Origin of the sequence: Cytobacillus depressus (genome assembly GCF_008923245.1) — a bacterium.
GTDB lineage: Bacteria > Bacillota > Bacilli > Bacillales > Cytobacillaceae > Cytobacillus > Cytobacillus depressus.
Genome location: NZ_WBOS01000017.1, coordinates 1 through 18,732 on the forward strand (window position 1 = coordinate 1; position 18,732 = coordinate 18,732).

Below are 18,732 nucleotides of genomic sequence, written 5' to 3' on the forward strand. Positions count from 1 at the left end.
CAGTTTCTTTACCATTAAAATAATGTTCAACAGCTTCATTTATTTCTTCTAAAGTAAATTTAGACATAAAAATACACCCCAATTATTAGATTTTGTGTCTAATAATTGGGGTGCAGTTCATCTTAAGAAATTGGGCTTTTTTCATTACTCCACTAAGCACCCCATAATTGATAAAGGAGAAATAATTTAAAGGATTACCCCTGAAAAATTCCCTTTAAGTACTTCTTTTTTATGCTGATTTTTACATGAAAAGGATGTTGCAATCGAAGTTCGATTGTTTTCCTGCCTTTCATATTGTTCGATTGTAACTTCACAATTGATTGTGTCTCCCGTAAATACAGGTCTTAAAAACTCAAAATTCATTGTACGAGCCAGTACATTATGATCCCCGCCTACTTTTGTTGGCAGTGTTGCGGTTAATAATCCTTGAATGACAAGTCTTCCCTGTTCATCCGGGGTGATATGATGATTCCCTTCATCACGTGAAACCTCTGTAAATAATTCGACATCCCTTCCTGTAAAATTCCGTTCAAACGTAAGAATATCTCCTGCCTTTAATGACATATCGATCACCTCCTGAAAGTTTTAAAATGTATGATTAACAACGGTTGTAATATTATGATAATTCAAAAGAGTAATTCAGACGTCTTTCCTCTACTTATCTAGTTATGCGAGAAAATCTTGAGGTTTCCAATCTCTCGGCTTTATGTTCTTGTTCATCCATTTCTTTTGTGGTACTCGGTATGGTGCGGTGGCGATTAAATGATGATTATGCCAGCTTGCTGCTCCGGAACGAATCATTTCATCAAGCAGGATTGGAATAAATTCTTCTGGCTGAAGCTGGAAAGAGTAGCGTGCAAAATCTTGGAACCATCCACATTGTAGCAGATAGGGACTAATTTCTTCATTAGTCATTCCGTTTTTCATGATTAATGTGAAGGCGAAAATCCTCTTGCAGGCATGCCATGAAACCTTTTCTGGGCTTTTGAGCCACTTATCAAACCGATTCCTCGCTGAATCAATGCAAGTTTTAGGATTTTCCATTTGAGGCCCATGTCCTGAATACGCCAGCTGAATCCGAAGCTTAGACAATTGATCCAAACTTTCTATCGATCGTTGAATAGATGCAACACCCTCTCGAAAGATATTCAACCATCCGATATCATTTTTGTGAAAAAGATCCCCGCAAATTAATATTTCTTCTTCAGGTTCATATAAAGAAATATGCCCCAACGTATGTCCCGGTGTGTGCAAGACTTTCAAGGTTCTGCTCCCTGTCTGAATCTCATCGTTATCTGAAAGCTTTGTACCGACTCGATAAGATTCTACAGGCTGATCTAGCCATTCTGCACTACAGGCTTCAGGATCACAAAAATTAATTAAATCGGCATCCCATTTATGAGCAGCAATCGTAGTACCATATTTATTTTGCAGATGAAAATTGCCCCCTACATGGTCACTATGATAGTGCGTATTTACAATAAGGTGTAATTCTTCTGGTAAAACGCCTGCATCTCTAATTAATTGTTCCGTTTCTCCTGCATCACTCCCAAAGCCAGTATCAATCAGGATCGGAATCTGGTCCTTAATAAGGATCATATTGGCACTTGGAAATGTCCTTTCAAAGAAAATAATACTAGGTTTGCCCATAAGCTCTTCCCCCTTACATTCAATGATTAGGAAATCTCGTCTGGATAATTCCATTTTACATAATTATCCGAATGATCCAAATAATAAACTAAGCTTGACAATAGTTCCTTCCAGCAGCATCCCCTGCTGTTCCCTTCATGTCAAGCTAGTCTGAAAAACTCAACTTAAATGCGACAAATATTCATACGCTGTCGTTCCATATACACTTTTAAAATGTTTATTTAAATGGGTCAAATCAACAAAACCACATTGGACTACTGCTGCATAAATATCTCTATTTTTCTCTATTACCTGCTTTGCTCGTTCTATCCTACAGTTAAGAAAGTATTGATAGGGTGTAATACCCGTATGAGCCTTGAAAAATCGGATCAACTGAAATTTTGATAGATGAAGCTCTTTACATATCTCGTCAAGTTTAAGTACATTGTCAAAGTTGGCATGAAGCATTTCTTTTGCCTTTCTAATTAGAGCGTGATCTTTCTTATCGTCTGTCGAAAAATCTGTTTGAATCAAGCTATCTGTAAGGGATAAGAGTAATTCACTGCACAATGCCTCATCTTTTTCACTTAATATTGCATGGGAAAGGCTTAAGATTCTTTGCTCAAGTCGATAATCATACACAATAGGGGCTGAAAATCGTACGATATTCTTTTTCTCTAAAACCTCTAAAAGCAATGTTGGCTCGATATACAGCATCACATAATCAAGGCCTGTCTCATCATGAGCCCTTCGGGTCATGTGCCTGTTCAGGATTAAAAAGCATCACACCATTTGGATAAGATAATTGCAAACTGCCGTCCAAGTGATAATGTTGAATGCCACGCAATGTTACCCCTATGGCATACTCCTGGTGAGCATGCTTTTTATACGTAAAATCAGTCATACTTGCAGACAAAGCAGTAATACCTGCCGCTTTTTTATAGATAAATTTATCCACCTAATTCACCTCTTAAAACGCTACCCCTACATCCAGATCATGATTGTAGCATAAACTAAACATAATGCCATTGTGACATTAACAATCTTTTTATGCTTCTGTAAAAACTGCTTGAAGATTGCACCGAAAAGAACCCATGTAATAAATGCTAAAAATCCAATGATCGTAATGACGATCACACCTATTGTTACAGCAGGCGTATCAGAATAATAGGGAAAAATAAAACTAGGAATAACAGTCATTGTAAATAGTACTACTTTTGGATTTAAAAACTGCATAAGGAAGCCTGATAGAAAGGTACCCGTTTTGTTTTCTGTTGGTGTTTCTGATGTATCCATTTTGTAAATTTGATAGGCGAGATATAACATATAGATGGTTCCGATCATTTGCATACCCATTAAAATTTTTGGTATGACCGTTATAAGCACCGTATTCAACATAGCAGAAATTCCAAGTAATAAACCAAAAGCAATCGTTGCTCCATACGTATATTCCATTGCCTTTTTTGCCCCAAAATGATGCACTGTCGATAATATGACGATATTAGTAGGTCCCGGTGTAAAAGTAACAATAAAACAGTAAATTAAAAAAGATGTCATGTTCATGAGGAAAACTCCATTCAAGTTATTCTCAAGTTATCATACATCTTAAATTGAAAAGACTTATAGTATATTATTGCAGAATGATATAAAGCTAGTAAAAATGAACTCATAGACACTCCATTAATGGAATAACATTTTTACTTTTTTATGATTAATAAAAAGTTTATCATGCTACTCCATTAATGGGACATATGTCGAATAAGCGAAAGAATGATTAGTCTTACATAGCTAATTGTTGGAATTACTTTTTACATTCACTTCTTCGTCTAGCATGCAACCTATTTTCTCAAAGCCTAAAATAGAGATAACCCAAGGTAAACCGCGGCTCCCCACATGACTAAAGCTGATATTTTATTTAATACCAACATAAAGTTTCCTGATTTATCGAGTTTCCCAGTGATTCGTCCAACTAAAGCAAGCCCTAAAAACCAGAGGCACGAAACCAAAATACAGGAAACTGCAAATACTATTTTTTCTTCTCCCTGGTATTTTAACGAGCTTGAACCAATTACACCCACCGTGTCCATAATTGCATGTGGGTTAAGTAAGGAAACAGATGCTGCAAACAATACTTGTTTTTTTAATGGAAATTTCTTCAGTATCTCTTCTCTTTCATTGCCCGGTTTACTATTCCATGTTGTCCATCCCATATAAATTAAAAAGATAAAGCCTGCCCCTAAAAGAATCGTTTTAATCCAAAATGAACTTAAGATCAGTAATGAAACACCTAATACTGACACCGTGATTAAAAATGCATCACAAAATGAGGCTGTAATCACGACTGGTAATGCTTGAATAAAACGTGGTTGAAGGGCCCCTTGGTTAAACACAAAAACATTTTGAACACCGAGAGGCAGAATAAGTCCTAGTGCAAGAATAAATCCATGAATCATTGGCTCTAACATCCGAAGTTCTCCTTTTCTTTTATTAACTAGTCTTATTTTAGTTAGTTTCTTTTACTATGTCTCCAACCATTTGGATGGATTCAAAACCAACCAAGTAATATAATTGTATAGAGAATGATTAAAAAGGAGCACCGTTTATGTTTTCAGTTAATTGGAAGCCTAATAAGTCCTCACCTGTACCATTGCATAAGCAAATTACTGATTTTGTGAAAGAAAAAATATCGAATGGTGAATGGACGATCGGCTATAAACTTCCCCCTCAACGCACATTAGCAAAGGTTTTGGAAGTAAATAGGAGCACAATCGTTACTGCTTATGATGAATTAACGGCTGAAGGACTGATTGAAGGAAAAAGCGGCAGTGGCACGAAGGTGATTAATAATACATGGAATCTTTTGGCTACAGCATCTCCTCCGGATTGGAGTTCATATGTTAGTTCCAGCATTCATAAACCTAATCTTCCGACCATTCAAGAGATTAATCAAGCTGAATTCAGTCCTAACATGATCCGTTTAGGAACCGGCGAATTATCACCTGATCTCTTGGCTGGCAGGTCAATGAAACAAATTTTTGAAAAGATGGCTATGAAAGATATTTCTTATGGTTATGAAGAACCAAAAGGGTTGCTGCCATTAAGGAAGGAAATAAGTAACTATTTAAAAACCATTGGCATTGAGGCTTCGCCATCTTCCATTCTAATTGTTTCAGGCTCCCTGCAAGCATTACACCTTATTAGCGTTGGTTTATTACATAGGGGTTCGACTGTATTAACGGAAAAACCATCATACCTGTATTCCCTTCATGTTTTCCAGTCAGCAGGTATGCGCTTGGTGGGTATCCCATTGGATAAAGAAGGGATTAAGGTGAATGATATTCCACGAAATAAAAAGCCAAATAAAGCTGCTTTACTTTATACGATTCCTTCATTTCAGAATCCAACGGGAACTTTAATGACTGTTGAAAGGCGTAATCATTTGTTAAACGTATGCCAACAAGAACAATTACCAATCATTGAGGATGATGTTTACCGGGAATTATGGTTTGATGAGAAACCGCCAAATCCTCTTAAAGCTTCCGACAAAAATGGACTTGTCCTATATTTGGGCAGCTTATCTAAAACGTTAAGTCCCGGCTTTAGAATTGGCTGGGTAGTTGGTCCAGAGCCGGTTATTGAGCACTTGGCAGATATAAAAATGCAAACTGATTATGGTTCAAGTTCTTTATCACAATGGGCAGCAGTAGAATGGTTTGCCAGTGGGCTGTATGAACAACATCTTAATGAAATAAGAAATCAACTGAAAATACGTAGAGATTTTACCTTGAATATATTAAATAAGTATTTTTCTGATATCGCAACATGGGAAAAACCAAATGGTGGATTTTATATTTGGTTACGTTTATTAACGTCCATTTCGATAAGAGAACTATTTGAAACAGCACTGGCAGAAGGCATTTTACTCAATCCGGGAAATGTCTATGATCATCAGGCTGATCAACATCTACGCATCTCCTATTCCTTTGCTTCTCTTTCAGAGTTAGAAGACGGTCTACGCCGCTTATCAATGATAATAAGAAGACTAATCTAATAGGATTACAGTCACGAAACACCGTTTATTATAAAAGCTCCCCTTTAGGTAAACAGATTTTTTTCTATCTACCTAATGGGGGTATATCATGCTCACTCAACAAGTAGTCTTCTCACATGACCAGTTTTTTGCATGTTTCAAAGTAATGTCGATAAACATGGATAAAGCTGGGGAAACCCACTTGTTTTTGTGATAAACGAGTTGGGAGAAAATCGGTTTAAAGCCACCAACGCAGGGAATTATTTTTAACTTTCCTTCTTTTATTTCATCGTTTACTGTCATTAAAGGTAAATAAGCAATACCAAGCCCACTCATTACACAACGTTTCATCGCTTCTATACTCCAAGGCTCCATCGTATGGGAAGGTACAATTCCCCGTTCTCCAAGGAATTCTTCAAACATCGTTCGATAACTGCATTCTTTCTCGTTCTTTACAATCAAACATTCGCTAATCTTTTGATTTTCGTAGCTCTTATCTAATATATTCAGCGAACAGTCAGGGCCTCCAACAAGGACAATTGGTTCGTCCATCAACGAATGGACGATTAAATCTGAATCCTGCAACTGTGGCAACATCACAAATGCAATATCTGCACTACCATTAAATATTGCTCTCTTATTATCTCCGCATGTGGCGTTACTTAAATTGATGCTTACATGAGGAAACTTCTTTCTATATTCTCTTAATATTGGTTCTAGGCGGTATACCGTTAAAGATTCCGGAGCCGCAATCTTTAACTCCCCCCTAATATTCTCTCCATCACTAGTAATGCTTTCGATTTTTCCGTAGGTATCTAAAATCTCTTGCGTATAGGGCAATAACTTCTTGCCGATATCAGTCAACCTAACCTTTCGACCCATCCGGTCAAACAGAGGTCCGCCTAAATGTTCTTCGAGCGCCTGAATATGAGAAGTCACTGTGGATTGAGTGTAACCTAAATGTTCTGCCGCTTGTGTGAAGCTGCCCGTTTCAATAACCTTTTTAAACGTAACAAAATGGCGTATTTCCATCATTTCACCCACTTTTTTACTCTTACTTCTATAGTATCAGAAAAATCAATGGATAACTTCACAAACTTCAATTTTACTAATAATTATTTGCGAGTTAATATTAAGAAAAAACAAGAGAATATTAGACAACGGAGGGGGTTGAGTTTTGAAACGTATACACTATAGCTGGTTTATCCTTGCCATCACATTTTTTTCCATTATTGTAGCCGGAATTGTCATATCATCATCAGGGGTTTTCATAGATTCTTTCGAAAAGGAATTTGGCTGGGATCGATCTGTTATTGCTCTTGCTTTTGGCACTAGTATGTTTTTATTTGGTCTCTCAGGTCCATTTATGGCAGCATTACTTAATGTAATTGGCTTAAAGAAAATGATGATCATTTCTATGGCAACTTTGCTGACAGGTATCCTGCTAACCTTCATTATGAATCAATCTTGGCAGCTAATCATCATTTGGGGCTTTATTATTGGGCTAGGAGCAAGTCTTTTTTTAACCGTATTAAGTCCATATGTGGCGAATCATTGGTTTGAGAAAAGAAGAGGGCTTGCCGTAGGAATATTAACAGCAAGTACAGCGACAGGTCAGTTAATTCTCCTTCCTGTCTTAGCGGCCATCATAGTAAATTATTCGTGGCGCCCAGCGATTGGATTAATTATGATCCTTAGTTGCATTATGCTTATCATCATTTTTCTATTTATGAAAAACTCACCAAAGGAAGTTGGAACTCTCCCCTATGGACTCGAACAAGAAGTACGAAAGAGCCAAGAAGGACAAAAGGAAAATCCTATTGTTATAGCCTTCAAAGGTTTATTCGAAGCTGTGAAGGTGAAGGAATTTTGGTTATTAGCCGGCAGTTTCTTTATTTGCGGGCTTTCAACGAGCGGTTTAATTGGTACGCATTTTGTTTCTTACTGTATAAGTTTTGGAATACCTTTAGTTACAGCAGCTTCGTTTCTTTCGTTTATGGGCATTTTTAATCTAGTAGGAACAACTCTATCTGGTTGGCTGTCAGATCGTTTCGATAATCGATGGCTGTTATTTTGGTACTACAGTTTAAGAGGGGGTTCTCTTGTACTTCTTCCTTATGCATTAAATGAAGGTTCCATTACTATGCTAATTATCTTTACTGTGTTTTATGGATTAGATTGGATTGCCACTGTTCCTCCAACGATTAGTATCTCAAGACAAATCTTCGGCATTAATAAAAGTGCAATCGTTTATGGTTGGATATTTGCCTTCCATCAGGCAGGTGCAGCAACAGCTGCTTATGGAGGGGGGCTAATCTATAAATTTTTTAATACCTACACTTGGGCATTCTTCATGGCAGGAGTTTTCTGTTTATTAGCAAGCTTATTTGTCATTATTATTAAAAAACAACATTCAAGTCAATTAACTAAAGAAGGAATAATGAATATATAGAAATGCTAAGAATACGAAACGAATGTATTTCCTGTACTCTCATTGCATAGAAAAAAAGAGACGAAATCTATTTCGGGTTCCCCTGACCATTGATCATCAAAAACTTTTGTTTTGGAACGGTGATTACTCTGGTTTGGCTTTTGGCAAATACAATGGTTTTTCGTGTTTTCTCCATTCGTATTTCATATGTAACTCCTTTTTCTTCTCTTAACTTATTTTAAAACTTCATTACTTTTATTCCTACGTTACCAAATAACAACTGGAATAAGAACTAATCATAAAAGTCCTCCACTTAAAGATAGTATCGTATAACTTGTACTCCCTACGATCATTCCTGACAGAGCTCCCCCCAGAAGCTCAAGCTAAAGCATTACAGACATCAAGTGTTCCTTGAGTTTTTGTGCGTGCTTGCGGCTCTGTAGAATCAATGATTTAGGCGGTGCCACTAATCAAACCGAAGTTCCAGCCCAATCCAAGTAAAATGAGGGAGCTGTAACATTTGTCCATTAAAAAAGATTGCTGCACACTAATCATAGCTTGGCTAAGTGTGCAGCAATCTTTTTCATGTTCTGGTAATTCACTGTGTGGCTAAGCATATTTCTGTTTGTTTTCTTTGTCAATCACAGAGGAGTAGGACTGCAGCAATTGTTCAAAAATTGTATCCCATCTTTGTGTGAGTGCATACTTTCTTCCTTCAGCCCCCATCTGACTTCTTAATGAATGATTATACAGTAATTCAACGATGGCTTGGGTAAATTGAGGAATATTTCCTGGTGGGCATAAACGGCCAGTGATCCCTTCCTGAATCATACATTTGACACCTCCTGAATTTGCACCGATAACAGGTGTACCACTTGCTAATGATTCGAGCACAACATTGTCAAATGTTTCAGTTGGAGAGGGAAAGACAAAAAGGTCAGCAGCTGCATAGATTTCAGCTAATTCTTTTCCTTGAAGAAATCCAGTAAACTTCATATTTTCTAGTGCCTCGTTCTGAAGCTGATCCCTGCTTGGACCATCACCAACAATTAACCATTGTAAATTTTCATTGATGTGAGAAGGCAAGGCTTTGGCTATTTCTAGGAGTGTGTGAACATCCTTCTCAGGTGCTAGTCTCCCAACATAAATGAGAATATATTTTTTGCGAATTTGATATTTTTTCCGAACAACTAGCTTATCATAGAAAGGATGAAATAGTTCACAATCTACCCCTCTTGACCACATTTCCATATTCGTAAACCCCTTTCTCTTCAATTTGTCTATTGATTCAGATGACGGGACAAAGATTTTTTGTAACGGACGATGAAACCAATTCATATATTATCAAAGATATTTTGCGAGATATTGTAAATCATAGTATTGTAAGTAATCATCGAAATCAGTATGATAAGAGCCTACTTATGGAATGTGAAACTTCTTTGCAAAATAGGCTCCCAAAATCTCTATATTAAACGGAGGCGTCACATATTCACTAGATACAGTGCTTGGTGCAAAAACCTTGAATGAAATATGTTCTCGAGTTAAATATTCAGTAAACCTCAATAAGGTTCGTGCTACCCCATTAAATAAAAGGTATCTGTAAAAAAGGCAATTTTCATTGCTCCTCCTTCAAAATGTCCATATTAAATAGTAGCTAATCCAGCCACATATGATTCCGAGCATTCCCCCTGCCATGACATCAGATGGATAATGTAAGCCAAGATAAATTCTTGATAATCCGACAAAAAAACCAGTAGGAAGCAGGATGAAAGCTAAACTACTATCCATAAGAATAAAAGGAGTGATAACTGATAATATCGCTGTCGTATGTCCAGAAGGAAATGAATAGTCCTTTAAAGGATTACTTGGATACTGAACATGTTCCAATGCGAGATACGGCCTTTTTCGCGGATACATTTTTTTAACGAAGTGCACGGGAATGTGGCTGATCGTTAAAGAAAGCATACATGAAATGACCGTCATTCTATATTGTCCATTTAATAAGATGAGAAGTAAAAAAAGGCTAGATATTAAAAGCGTAGCCCCTCCCAAATGTGTTCCATATCGAAAGAATAGATTTAAAATTCTTTTATTAAAGTGACGATTAATTTTATGAACTAGGCGACATTCAAACTCATATAATTCATCTATACGCTTCATTCTTTGATGTCCTCTCTCATCCATTTGCTATCATTGACATTAATGGATCATAGCTGCATTTAATAAAGTATCCTTTTTTACGCTTGGTCTACCAATAGATACGTAGGTAATGTCGTAGTTTTGAATTTTTTCAAGAGAATAGCAGTTTCGTCCGTCGATAATGACAGCTTCCTTCATATAAATTTCGAATAATTCTAAAGGAAACTGCTTAATTTCATCCCAATCCGTTACGATAATGGCTACTTCTGCATTAAACAAAGCACTGATTAAATCGGTTGTATACTCAATTGCATCTCCGACAAGCTTTTCTACGTTTCGGACTGCAATTGGATCATAGCCAATCACATTGGCCCCTTCATGAAACAAAGCATTTATGATTGTTAAGGAGGCGGCTTCGTGAATATCATCTATACCTGGTTTAAATGCAAGACCTAAAAGAGCAACTCTTTTTCCAACTAATGAGCCGACCAATTCTTTCGCTTTCATAACTGGGAGTAAACGTTGACGATTATTTACTTGAATAACAGCCTTAAGCAATTCAAATGGGTTTTCCATTTCATCCGCTATTTGTACAAGTGCATTGGCATCTTTAGGCAAACAAGAACCCCCATAGCCAATACCTTCTTGCAGAAATGAATGACCAATACGCTTATCTTTCTCCATTCCGTAAGCTACTGTTTCCACATTGGCCCCAACCTTTTCACAAATAGCAGCAATTTCATTCATAAAACTAATTTTTGTCGCTAAAAAAGCATTGGCTGCATATTTAATCATTTCTGCACTTCTTATATCCGTTCGGATGATGGGGATTTGAAGCGGAGAAAATACTTGTTCAATAAGCAAAGCTGCTTCATTTGTATTCGCCCCAATGACAATCCTGTCCCCGTAAAAAAAATCATGGATGGCTGTGCCTTTACGAAGGAATTCAGGTGTTGAAGCGACATCCATTCTAATTTTTGGAGGTTTCTTTCGCTGAATTAACATGTTCATTCGATCATTCGTACCAATTGGAACCGTGCTTTTCGTACAAATAATAACGTCTTTTTTCGCATGGAGGGCTATTTCAAGAGCAACGTTAAAGATAAAATCCACATTAACTGTTCCATCCTTGTTCTCTGGTGTTCCGACAGCAATAAATATGATGTCCGCATTAGAATAAGCTTTTTTAGGATTGGTTGTAAAAGAGAGACGGCCGTTAGAAAGATTTTTGTGTAAAAGCGGTTCAAGCTCTGGCTCGTAGAAGGGGGCGCACCCAGTTTGCAACATTTTTATTCTCTTTTCTTGAATATCGATGCATGTAACTTCGAAACCCATTTCTGCTAAACAAACACCTGTCACTAACCCAACATATCCTGTTCCAGCAACCGAAATTTTCACACAATCCCTCCTCGTAGTAAATATCTTTATGTTCATTTTATAAGAGGAATATAAATTCAATCTTGATGTAGTGTTAATTAATTGTAAAAAGATTCTAACGATTATTTTCGAAAAATTAACAATCCTAAGTTGTTCCTTCATATTGCCTAAAAATTCACTTGATAAACTAAAGGAAACGAAGGAGGTTTTCCATGATGAAACGGCCAACAGCTTTGATTCTTACCGCTAAATATGGCAGCGGACATGTTCAAGCTACTAGTGTACTTGCAAATAATTTAAGGGAAAGAAATATCGAACCGATCGTCTCTGATTTATTCGGTGAGTCCTATCCAGCCATTTCTACCTTTACACAATCATTATTAATGAAAAGCTTTTCGACCCATTCCTCCTTCTATAAATGGTTTTATTACGGTACAAATAAATTAAATTCAAATGGTCTTGTCCAATTTTCTAGTTATTTCGGACGTAAAAGACTGTTAGAGCTAGTTTTTATGCACCAACCAAGCTTTATCCTATTGACGTTTCCGCTTCATGCTGCTTCATCACTTAAAAAAAAATCAAGAATGTCGATTCCAACTTATACTGTTGTTACCGATTATTGTTTGCATCCCTATTGGATGAACCCATTTATCCACCATTATTTCGTTAGTACGGAAGCTGTGAAAAGCTGTCTATTGAGCCACCAAGTTAGTGAGAAACGTATTACTGTTAGCGGCATTCCAATACGTTCACAATTTGAAACTCCAGCTGATAAGCAAGTAATCTATGAAAAATTTCATTTATGCCCTCAAAGGAAAGTTATTACTATCCTTGCTGGAGCTTTTGGCGTTTTAAAAAACGTGAAAGAATTATGCGAGCTGCTCATTCACTTTCGTACTTACCAAATTGTTGTTATTTGCGGGAAGAACGATTCACTTTTTAGTAGCTTAATGCCTATTGCATTTTTATTTCCGGAATCATTTCGTTTATTAGGATATATAGAAGACATTCATGAATTATTTGCGATAAGCCATTGTTTAATTACCAAGCCAGGTGGGATTACCTTAACGGAGGCGGCAGCAATGCAAGTTCCTTTAATCTTGCATAGTCCAATTCCCGGACAAGAATTAGAGAATGCTGCATTTTTTGCAGAGAATGGGGCTGCTTTCATATCTCACACTACTCTTGAAGTCGTTAACCATGTTCAAACCATTCTGCAAAACGAAGAAATTTCAAACAGGATGAAGTCTGCTCAAAAATATATTTACAAGCGCGATTCGGCCTCTGTTATAATCGACCATGCTATAAATGAGATGAAACAGCCTGCTATTAAACTCGTTTAATGAAGAAAAGCGATTCTGGTGTATGAACACTATACTCTTTGTTTAGCATTCCTTACTAATGATTAATCGGAGGAAACAAAGTACGAGAGGTTTTAAAAATTATGAACACATATATCCATAAAATCCCCTTTTCACTTTTTGTGGAAGGGGGCTAAGGTTTTATTCAAAGAAAAAAAGACGACATCTGATTAGATTCGCCTCGAACAAGTATTCATTTTCATAATAGATGACGCTAAACTGCATCAGATCCATTTTGGCCAAGCGATTGAATTTCTTTTCAGTAAAATACAGATGGCTTTCATTTATTAAAGCTTTGGCCTCTTACTTTGTCCTCAGCTTATTTTTTCAATTTCACCAGCTTGAAAACAATACCCAAGTCCCCGTAATTGGGCTTTTCCGTTACTTCATGGAAGCGCCCTATTGCGGAAGATTTCCTTTACACTTCATCAATTATGATAAGTACAACTTTTGGTGTAAACAAAAATGAAATTTAATTGGTCGCTTTAACAAGAAAATCATCAGTTGTCTTGATCGTTGCGTATAAGCTTCCAAGCGCTCCCATGAAGGCGTAATGGACATTTTTTGCATCAATAGTTTGATTGTTAAAGGTGATATCAGGGCATGTACATGCATCTTCAATGACCGTACACTTGAACCCAAGGTCAACCGCTGCACGACTTGTTGCATCGATGCACATATGGCTCATCATACCAACGATAATCACATGTTCAATACCTATGCTTTTTAATTCAGCTTCTAAAGATGTATGTAGAAAACTGTTCGGGAAATGCTTTACAATCACCGTTTCGTTTTCCAACGGTGCAACACTTTGGTGAATATGCACTCCTTCTGTGCCCGCCGTAAAAAATGGTGCTTGGTTATCCTCGAAAATATGTTGAATGTGAAAAAGCGGTAAATTGTTTTCACGAAAATAATCTAAGATTACTCGTGCATTTTTCGCGGCTTTCTCTGTTTCATGGAGAGTCATTTTACCGCCTGGAAAATAATCATTTTGAATGTCAACAAGTATTAATGCCATTTTATCCATCTTTATTGCTTCCTCCCCTAAATAAAGGTTGAATCGTATTTATAATATTCGCTAATCAATAAAAAATCACCTTCTTTTGAAAAAGGTGCAGATCACTGCATTTAAGCCTGTACCTACGGAACTTCAAATAAACAGAATACTTATCATCCCATGCATTCTTCGTCTCTTAATCAAGCACAAAAATAAGGCACATAGCATACCATGTACCTTTTAGCTTGTTTTAACTTTCTTTGCTATATTTGTGACTAACATTGAATTTCTAAATTCACTCGGGGTCACGCCAAAATAAGATTTAAACACCCTGCTAAAATATCGTGGATTACTATAGCCCACATCGCATGATATTTGATAGATGGTGCAAGTTAAATCCATTAGCAATGATTGGGCTTTATCCATTCGCAAATGGGTAAGATATTCAATGAAGGAAGAACCAGTAGTCTTTTTGAAAATATGGCTAAAATAGTTGGTACTTAAATGTACTTGGTTAGCAACACTCTCTAAGGAGATTTCTTCTGTAAAATGATTATTAATATAAAATAACGCTTTTTGGACTGACTTGATACTACTTTCATTATGATTACTTAGGATGAGATCTAAAAGTTGATCGATAACCTCATGAAGCCATTGGCATATTTGATCTAAATTTTCGAGGGCTAATAATTCCTTCGCATAGTGCAATTGCGTCGTTAGAACCTCTTTTACGTGAGCTCCCCCGTTGATCGCTGCTTGTGACAAGGTGGAAAGCAAATCTAATGTTTGGATCTTAAATAATTTTGGACTAATATTTATTTGGGAAGAAATCATGTTAATAACCCTGTTTAAACTGCTTTTTACGCTTTCCACATCCCCCATCGTTAACTGATTAGCCATGATCATTATTTCATTCATCTGCAAAAGGTACATTTCATTCGTAAACGGATCTACATCATTAATATGAATGACAGTGTTACTCCCAGTAAAAAATTTATTCTCCAAGGCTTGCAATGATTCTTGATAAGATAAATGAAGGTTTCTTGCATCCTCGTAATAATTGCCCACTCCAATTGTGACGGAATGCCCTGTACACTCCTTAATGATTTGTTTCATTTTCTCTGCACAACTGATTGATATATTTCTATACTCTAAGACATTATTTTGCACTGGCAACGATAACAACACGACAACTTTTTCCGGACCATTAATGATAACAATCTTTTCCTCCACTCTATTCTCGGCAAAATACACATGAACCGAATCAATAATCTCATTCCTTATAGATTGACGCCATATTTCACTTTTGTTCTTCATCAGCCGGTAAAAATCATCGATACAAATCGTCAAGCATGTATTTGGTATTGTAGACAATCCTGCAAATTGACTACGATCCCATATTTTCTTGGAATGTTTTACATTGCCGAAAATCAAATCATAAGCCAAGCTCATTTTCAAATCGTCCTTGGCTAGTTCCTCCTGTTCACTCTTTCCAGATGAAAATAAGGAATGCTGCTGGGTTTTCGTAATATCCTGAAAAAGCTTATAAAAATCCTCCTCGGTTACAGGTTTTTTTAAGCAATCAAAGGCACCCTTTTTAAAAAGCTTTCTTATTTCATCATGTTGAAAATACTCTTTGATCGCAACCAAATAGGAAAATCCGTTAAAAACAGCCATTTGTTTTTCGGTTATATGATCTAAATCTAAAAGAACTATTGAAGCACGGGAGGGTTTCTCGTTATCTTTTGCCTTTTTAAGAAAAAATGGAGAACCGAGTAGTTCGTTTACATGCTGAACGATTGTAAAAAGGCTCTTATCTTCCGTAACGATTAATATGTTGTTCTTCATTACCATACAACCCTTCTTCACAAAATAACTGTTACAAAGGTCTTTTTAATCCTAGTTCACGAGCCCTGTTGTTAGCGGCGATATAGCCAGCATCTGCATGCCTAATAATATTTAATCCTGGATCAATGGTTAGTAAATTTTTTAATCTTTTTAAAGCATCTAAGCTTCCATCCGCTACAGCTGTCATACCAGAATGAATCGAGTTTCCAATTCCAACGCCTCCTCCATGCTGGATGCTGACCATCGTTGCCCCAGAAACAGCATTAGTCAAGGCATTAAGAATAGGCCAATCCGCTATTGCATCACTACCGTCCGGCATTCCTTCTGTTTCTCTTGTCGGTGCAGCCATTGTACTGCCCTCTGAATGGTCCCTCGTAATCGCAATAGGTGCCTGGAGCTCGCCCTTTGCCACCATGTTATTAATTAGTTCCCCAATTTGGCTCCGCTCACGATAATCCAACCAACAAGTACGGGCCGGGAGTCCATAGAAATAAATTCTTTCCTGGACAAATTTAATCCAACGGCAAATCCGTTCGTCACTTGGAAAAGTGGATAAAATCGCTTCATCGATTTTGTATATATCTCCTGGGTTTCCTGACAGTGCTATCCAGCGGCAAGGTCCTCTTCCTTCACAATAGAGCGGACGTAAGTATTCAGCGATAAAGCCTGGGAAGGAAAAAGCTTTCTCATAACCCGCTTTATATGCCTGACCGCGAATATTATTGCCATAATCAAAAACGATTGATCCCCGTTCCTGGAATTGACACATTGCTTCTACATGTGCTGTAACTGTTTCTGCAGCCATTTCTAAATATTTTTCCGGTTTCTTTCCTCTTAGAAAGTTCGCCTGTTCTAATGTTAATCCACTTGGGACATAGCCATTTAATAAATCATGAACCGCGGTTTGATCAGTAACAATATCCGGCGTTACACCATTTTGAATTAATTCACAGTAGATATCAGCTGCATTGCCATGAAGCGCAATTGCAAGCGCCCTTTCCGCCTTGATTGCTTCATTTGCCAACGTTAACGCCTCATCAAGTGTATGAACCTTTACATCACAATAATTATTAACTAAACGCTTATCTATTTTTGCTTCATCGATTTCAACTACAATACAGACTCCGCCATGCATCGTAACAGATAAAGGCTGTGCTGACCCCATACCGCCTAAACCCGAGGTCAACACCAATTTTCCTTTAAGCGTCCCTTCGTAATACCGGCTTGCAATCTCACTCATCGTTTCAAATATCGCTTGCAATACACCTTGCACTCCTATATATGACCAGGAGGCTGCAGTTGCCTGGCCATACATCGTTAAACCCTTACTTTCGAGCATCGAAAAATATTCATCATTCGCCCAGTTCGGAACAACCATGGCCGTAGAAGCAATAACACGAGGTGAAAACGGAAAAGTCCGGAAAGTCGCTACAGGCTTTCCGGATTGAATTAATAAAGTATGGTCACTATCTAACTGCTTTAGCTCATGGATAATAGCTTCCATTGCCTTTCTATTTCTGGCGGCTTTTCCTCTTCCGCCGTAAACAATTAATTCATCACTATTTTCGGCAACCCGAGGATCAAGGCTATTTAGAAATAACCGTAATAAAGCTTCGGTTTCCCAGCTTTTACAGGAAAGATCCTTTCCAATTGGCGACTGGATCGTTCGAAACATTAAATTCCTCTCCCTTAATTCCAAAAAGTGCAGAATGAACTACCTAAAATTGTATTCGCCATTATCCTTGCTCTTTCCTCTTTTTACCTAAGATTCCGTCATTTTAAGACTGCATTAGCGATGACCATCTTTTGCACCTGAGAGGTTCCCTCGAAGATTTCCAAAATCCGTTGATCACGATAAAAACGTTCCACCGGATATTCCCTCACGTAACCAGATCCACCATGAATTTGCACTGCTTTGTGAATAATGCGATTAGAAGCTTCGGAAGTAAATAACTTGGCAATTGAAGCTTCCTTTGACAATCTGTAGCCTTTTTTATCCTTCAGGCTGGCGGCATAATACGTATACAGGCGGCCTACCTCTAGATCTGTCGCCATTTCAGCAAACATCCATTGCAAGCCTTGGAACTGTGAAATGGGTTGATTAAAGGCAACACGCTCTTTAGAAAAAGAAACAGCTGCATCTAACGCCGCCTGTGACAGACCAATGGCCATTGATGCAATTCCAATCCGTCCTCGGTCTACAACCGTCATCGCAATTTTAAACCCATCTCCTTCTTTGCCGACAAGATTCTCCTTTGGAATGCGGCAGTTTTCAAAAATAATTTCATGTGTCCTTGCACCGCGAATTCCCATTTTATCGTCTCCAGCTCCGTATGATAATCCCGGAGTCCCCTTTTCTACGATAAAGGCACTAATTCCCTTCGAACCCTTCTCCACATCGGTTTTTGCATAAACAACTAATGTATCTGCGTAGGCACCATTTGTAATAAAAATTTTCGAGCCGTTTAATACGTATTCATCGCCAACAAGTTTGGCAGTCGTTTTCATCGCCGATACATCGGTCCCGCCATTCGGCTCAGTTAAGCAAAAGGCAAATAATTTCTCCCCTGTACAACCAGGTACTAAATATTTTTTCCGTTGCTCATCATTCGCAGCAAGATAAAGACCATCTATCCCTAAATAATGGGCAGTAAGGATGGAGCCTGTTGCAGCACAGGCATATGTAATCTCCTCGACAGCAATCGCCTCCGCAATCGAATCTGCTCCTACACCTCCATCTTCCTCTGGGTAAGCAATGCCCATTAACCCTAATTCCGCCAATTTCGGGATATGCTCAGTTGGAAAGCGATTTTCCTCATCCAGTTCCGCCGCCTTTGGCTGGAGGACATCTCTACTAAAATCACGCACCATTTTTTGAATACTTTGCTGATCTTCTGTCAGTTCAAAATTCATATCC

At 37.6% G+C, this 18,732-nt stretch carries 15 protein-coding genes and 2 pseudogenes; 3 read left to right on the forward strand and 14 right to left on the reverse strand.

All coding sequences use genetic code 11. The features are described 5' to 3' along the window. Positions 1-186 precede the first annotated feature (186 nt). The 5 genes and pseudogenes from F7731_RS21335 to F7731_RS21355 form a co-directional block, all read right to left on the reverse strand. Positions 187-564 carry a hotdog domain-containing protein gene (locus F7731_RS21335; RefSeq protein WP_151536830.1) on the reverse strand — a complete coding sequence of 126 codons (378 nt, stop codon included), beginning with the start codon at positions 562-564 and terminating at the stop codon, positions 187-189. Positions 565-666: 102 nt separating this feature from the next. Continuing rightward, complete coding sequence (locus F7731_RS21340; RefSeq protein ID WP_151536831.1) at positions 667-1,650, reverse strand: MBL fold metallo-hydrolase; 984 nt, start codon at positions 1,648-1,650, stop codon at positions 667-669. A gap of 159 nt (positions 1,651-1,809) precedes the next feature. After that, positions 1,810-2,587, reverse strand: a pseudogene (locus tag F7731_RS21345) (helix-turn-helix domain-containing protein). A gap of 26 nt (positions 2,588-2,613) precedes the next feature. After that, positions 2,614-3,192 carry a LysE family translocator gene (locus F7731_RS21350; protein ID WP_151536832.1) on the reverse strand — a complete coding sequence of 193 codons (579 nt, stop codon included), beginning with the start codon at positions 3,190-3,192 and terminating at the stop codon, positions 2,614-2,616. Positions 3,193-3,482: 290 nt separating this feature from the next. Then, the gene (locus F7731_RS21355) at positions 3,483-4,094 is read right to left on the reverse strand and encodes a LysE/ArgO family amino acid transporter (protein WP_151536833.1); all 612 of its coding nucleotides are present in this window, start codon (positions 4,092-4,094) and stop codon (positions 3,483-3,485) included. Between the two features lie 137 nt (positions 4,095-4,231). Between F7731_RS21355 and pdxR the strand changes: the two genes are divergently transcribed. Further along, positions 4,232-5,680, forward strand: a complete 1,449-nt coding sequence (gene pdxR, locus F7731_RS21360; RefSeq protein ID WP_151536834.1) for a MocR-like pyridoxine biosynthesis transcription factor PdxR — start codon at positions 4,232-4,234, stop codon at positions 5,678-5,680. 96 nt (positions 5,681-5,776) lie between these two features. Here the strand turns inward: pdxR and F7731_RS21365 are convergent, their stop codons facing one another. Beyond that, positions 5,777-6,691, reverse strand: a complete 915-nt coding sequence (locus F7731_RS21365) for a LysR family transcriptional regulator (protein ID WP_246197374.1) — start codon at positions 6,689-6,691, stop codon at positions 5,777-5,779. A gap of 145 nt (positions 6,692-6,836) precedes the next feature. Here F7731_RS21365 and F7731_RS21370 point away from each other — a divergent pair, with 145 nt between their 5' ends. Then, positions 6,837-8,111, forward strand: a complete 1,275-nt coding sequence (locus F7731_RS21370) for an MFS transporter (protein ID WP_151536836.1) — start codon at positions 6,837-6,839, stop codon at positions 8,109-8,111. A 275-nt stretch (positions 8,112-8,386) separates the two neighbouring features. Here the strand turns inward: F7731_RS21370 and F7731_RS26955 are convergent. The 4 genes and pseudogenes from F7731_RS26955 to F7731_RS21390 form a co-directional block, all read right to left on the reverse strand. Continuing rightward, positions 8,387-8,600 (reverse strand): annotated as a pseudogene (locus F7731_RS26955) (MFS transporter); the annotation flags it as partial. Positions 8,601-8,699: 99 nt separating this feature from the next. Then, on the reverse strand, positions 8,700-9,341 hold the full coding sequence (locus F7731_RS27360; protein ID WP_425482035.1) for a glycosyltransferase: 642 nt from the start codon (positions 9,339-9,341) through the stop codon (positions 8,700-8,702). Positions 9,342-9,719: 378 nt separating this feature from the next. Beyond that, positions 9,720-10,250, reverse strand: coding sequence for a phosphatase PAP2 family protein (locus F7731_RS21385; RefSeq protein WP_151536837.1), 531 nt, complete (start codon positions 10,248-10,250; stop codon positions 9,720-9,722). 39 nt (positions 10,251-10,289) lie between these two features. Continuing rightward, positions 10,290-11,627 (reverse strand): UDP-glucose dehydrogenase family protein, encoded by a 1,338-nt coding sequence (locus F7731_RS21390; protein WP_151536838.1) that lies wholly within the window; start codon positions 11,625-11,627, stop codon positions 10,290-10,292. 191 nt (positions 11,628-11,818) lie between these two features. Between F7731_RS21390 and F7731_RS21395 the strand changes: the two genes are divergently transcribed. Then, entirely contained in the window at positions 11,819-12,949 is a 1,131-nt protein-coding gene (locus F7731_RS21395; protein ID WP_246197376.1) for an MGDG synthase family glycosyltransferase, read from the forward strand. A gap of 490 nt (positions 12,950-13,439) precedes the next feature. On the opposite strand, the gene F7731_RS21400 is transcribed toward F7731_RS21395, so the two are convergent. The 4 genes from F7731_RS21400 to F7731_RS21415 form a co-directional block, all read right to left on the reverse strand. Continuing rightward, a complete protein-coding gene (locus tag F7731_RS21400) occupies positions 13,440-13,997 on the reverse strand; it encodes a cysteine hydrolase family protein (protein ID WP_151536839.1) in 558 nt (185 codons plus the stop codon). Positions 13,998-14,207: 210 nt separating this feature from the next. Then, positions 14,208-15,815: a helix-turn-helix domain-containing protein gene (locus F7731_RS21405; RefSeq protein ID WP_170289770.1), complete on the reverse strand. Its 1,608-nt coding sequence runs from the start codon at positions 15,813-15,815 to the stop codon at positions 14,208-14,210. A 31-nt stretch (positions 15,816-15,846) separates the two neighbouring features. Next, complete coding sequence (gene hutU, locus F7731_RS21410) at positions 15,847-17,490, reverse strand: urocanate hydratase (RefSeq protein WP_151536841.1); 1,644 nt, start codon at positions 17,488-17,490, stop codon at positions 15,847-15,849. A gap of 98 nt (positions 17,491-17,588) precedes the next feature. Beyond that, entirely contained in the window at positions 17,589-18,728 is a 1,140-nt protein-coding gene (locus tag F7731_RS21415) for an acyl-CoA dehydrogenase family protein (RefSeq protein WP_151536842.1), read from the reverse strand. Positions 18,729-18,732: the final 4 nt, after the last annotated feature.

Excerpts from the sequence above, each read along its gene's own strand:
- F7731_RS21335 (WP_151536830.1), bottom strand. The coding sequence starts at position 564 with ATGTCATTAAAGGCAGGAGATATTCTTACGTTTGAACGGAATTTTACA.
- F7731_RS21340 (WP_151536831.1), bottom strand. The coding sequence starts at position 1,650 with ATGGGCAAACCTAGTATTATTTTCTTTGAAAGGACATTTCCAAGTGCC.
- F7731_RS21350 (WP_151536832.1), bottom strand. The coding sequence starts at position 3,192 with ATGAACATGACATCTTTTTTAATTTACTGTTTTATTGTTACTTTTACA.
- F7731_RS21355 (WP_151536833.1), bottom strand. The coding sequence starts at position 4,094 with ATGTTAGAGCCAATGATTCATGGATTTATTCTTGCACTAGGACTTATT.
- pdxR (WP_151536834.1), top strand. The coding sequence starts at position 4,232 with ATGTTTTCAGTTAATTGGAAGCCTAATAAGTCCTCACCTGTACCATTG.
- F7731_RS21365 (WP_246197374.1), bottom strand. The coding sequence starts at position 6,691 with ATGGAAATACGCCATTTTGTTACGTTTAAAAAGGTTATTGAAACGGGC.
- F7731_RS27360 (WP_425482035.1), bottom strand. The coding sequence starts at position 9,341 with ATGGAAATGTGGTCAAGAGGGGTAGATTGTGAACTATTTCATCCTTTC.
- F7731_RS21385 (WP_151536837.1), bottom strand. The coding sequence starts at position 10,250 with ATGAAGCGTATAGATGAATTATATGAGTTTGAATGTCGCCTAGTTCAT.
- F7731_RS21395 (WP_246197376.1), top strand. The coding sequence starts at position 11,819 with ATGATGAAACGGCCAACAGCTTTGATTCTTACCGCTAAATATGGCAGC.
- F7731_RS21400 (WP_151536839.1), bottom strand. The coding sequence starts at position 13,997 with ATGGATAAAATGGCATTAATACTTGTTGACATTCAAAATGATTATTTT.
- F7731_RS21405 (WP_170289770.1), bottom strand. The coding sequence starts at position 15,815 with ATGAAGAACAACATATTAATCGTTACGGAAGATAAGAGCCTTTTTACA.
- hutU (WP_151536841.1), bottom strand. The coding sequence starts at position 17,490 with ATGTTTCGAACGATCCAGTCGCCAATTGGAAAGGATCTTTCCTGTAAA.
- F7731_RS21415 (WP_151536842.1), bottom strand. The coding sequence starts at position 18,728 with ATGAATTTTGAACTGACAGAAGATCAGCAAAGTATTCAAAAAATGGTG.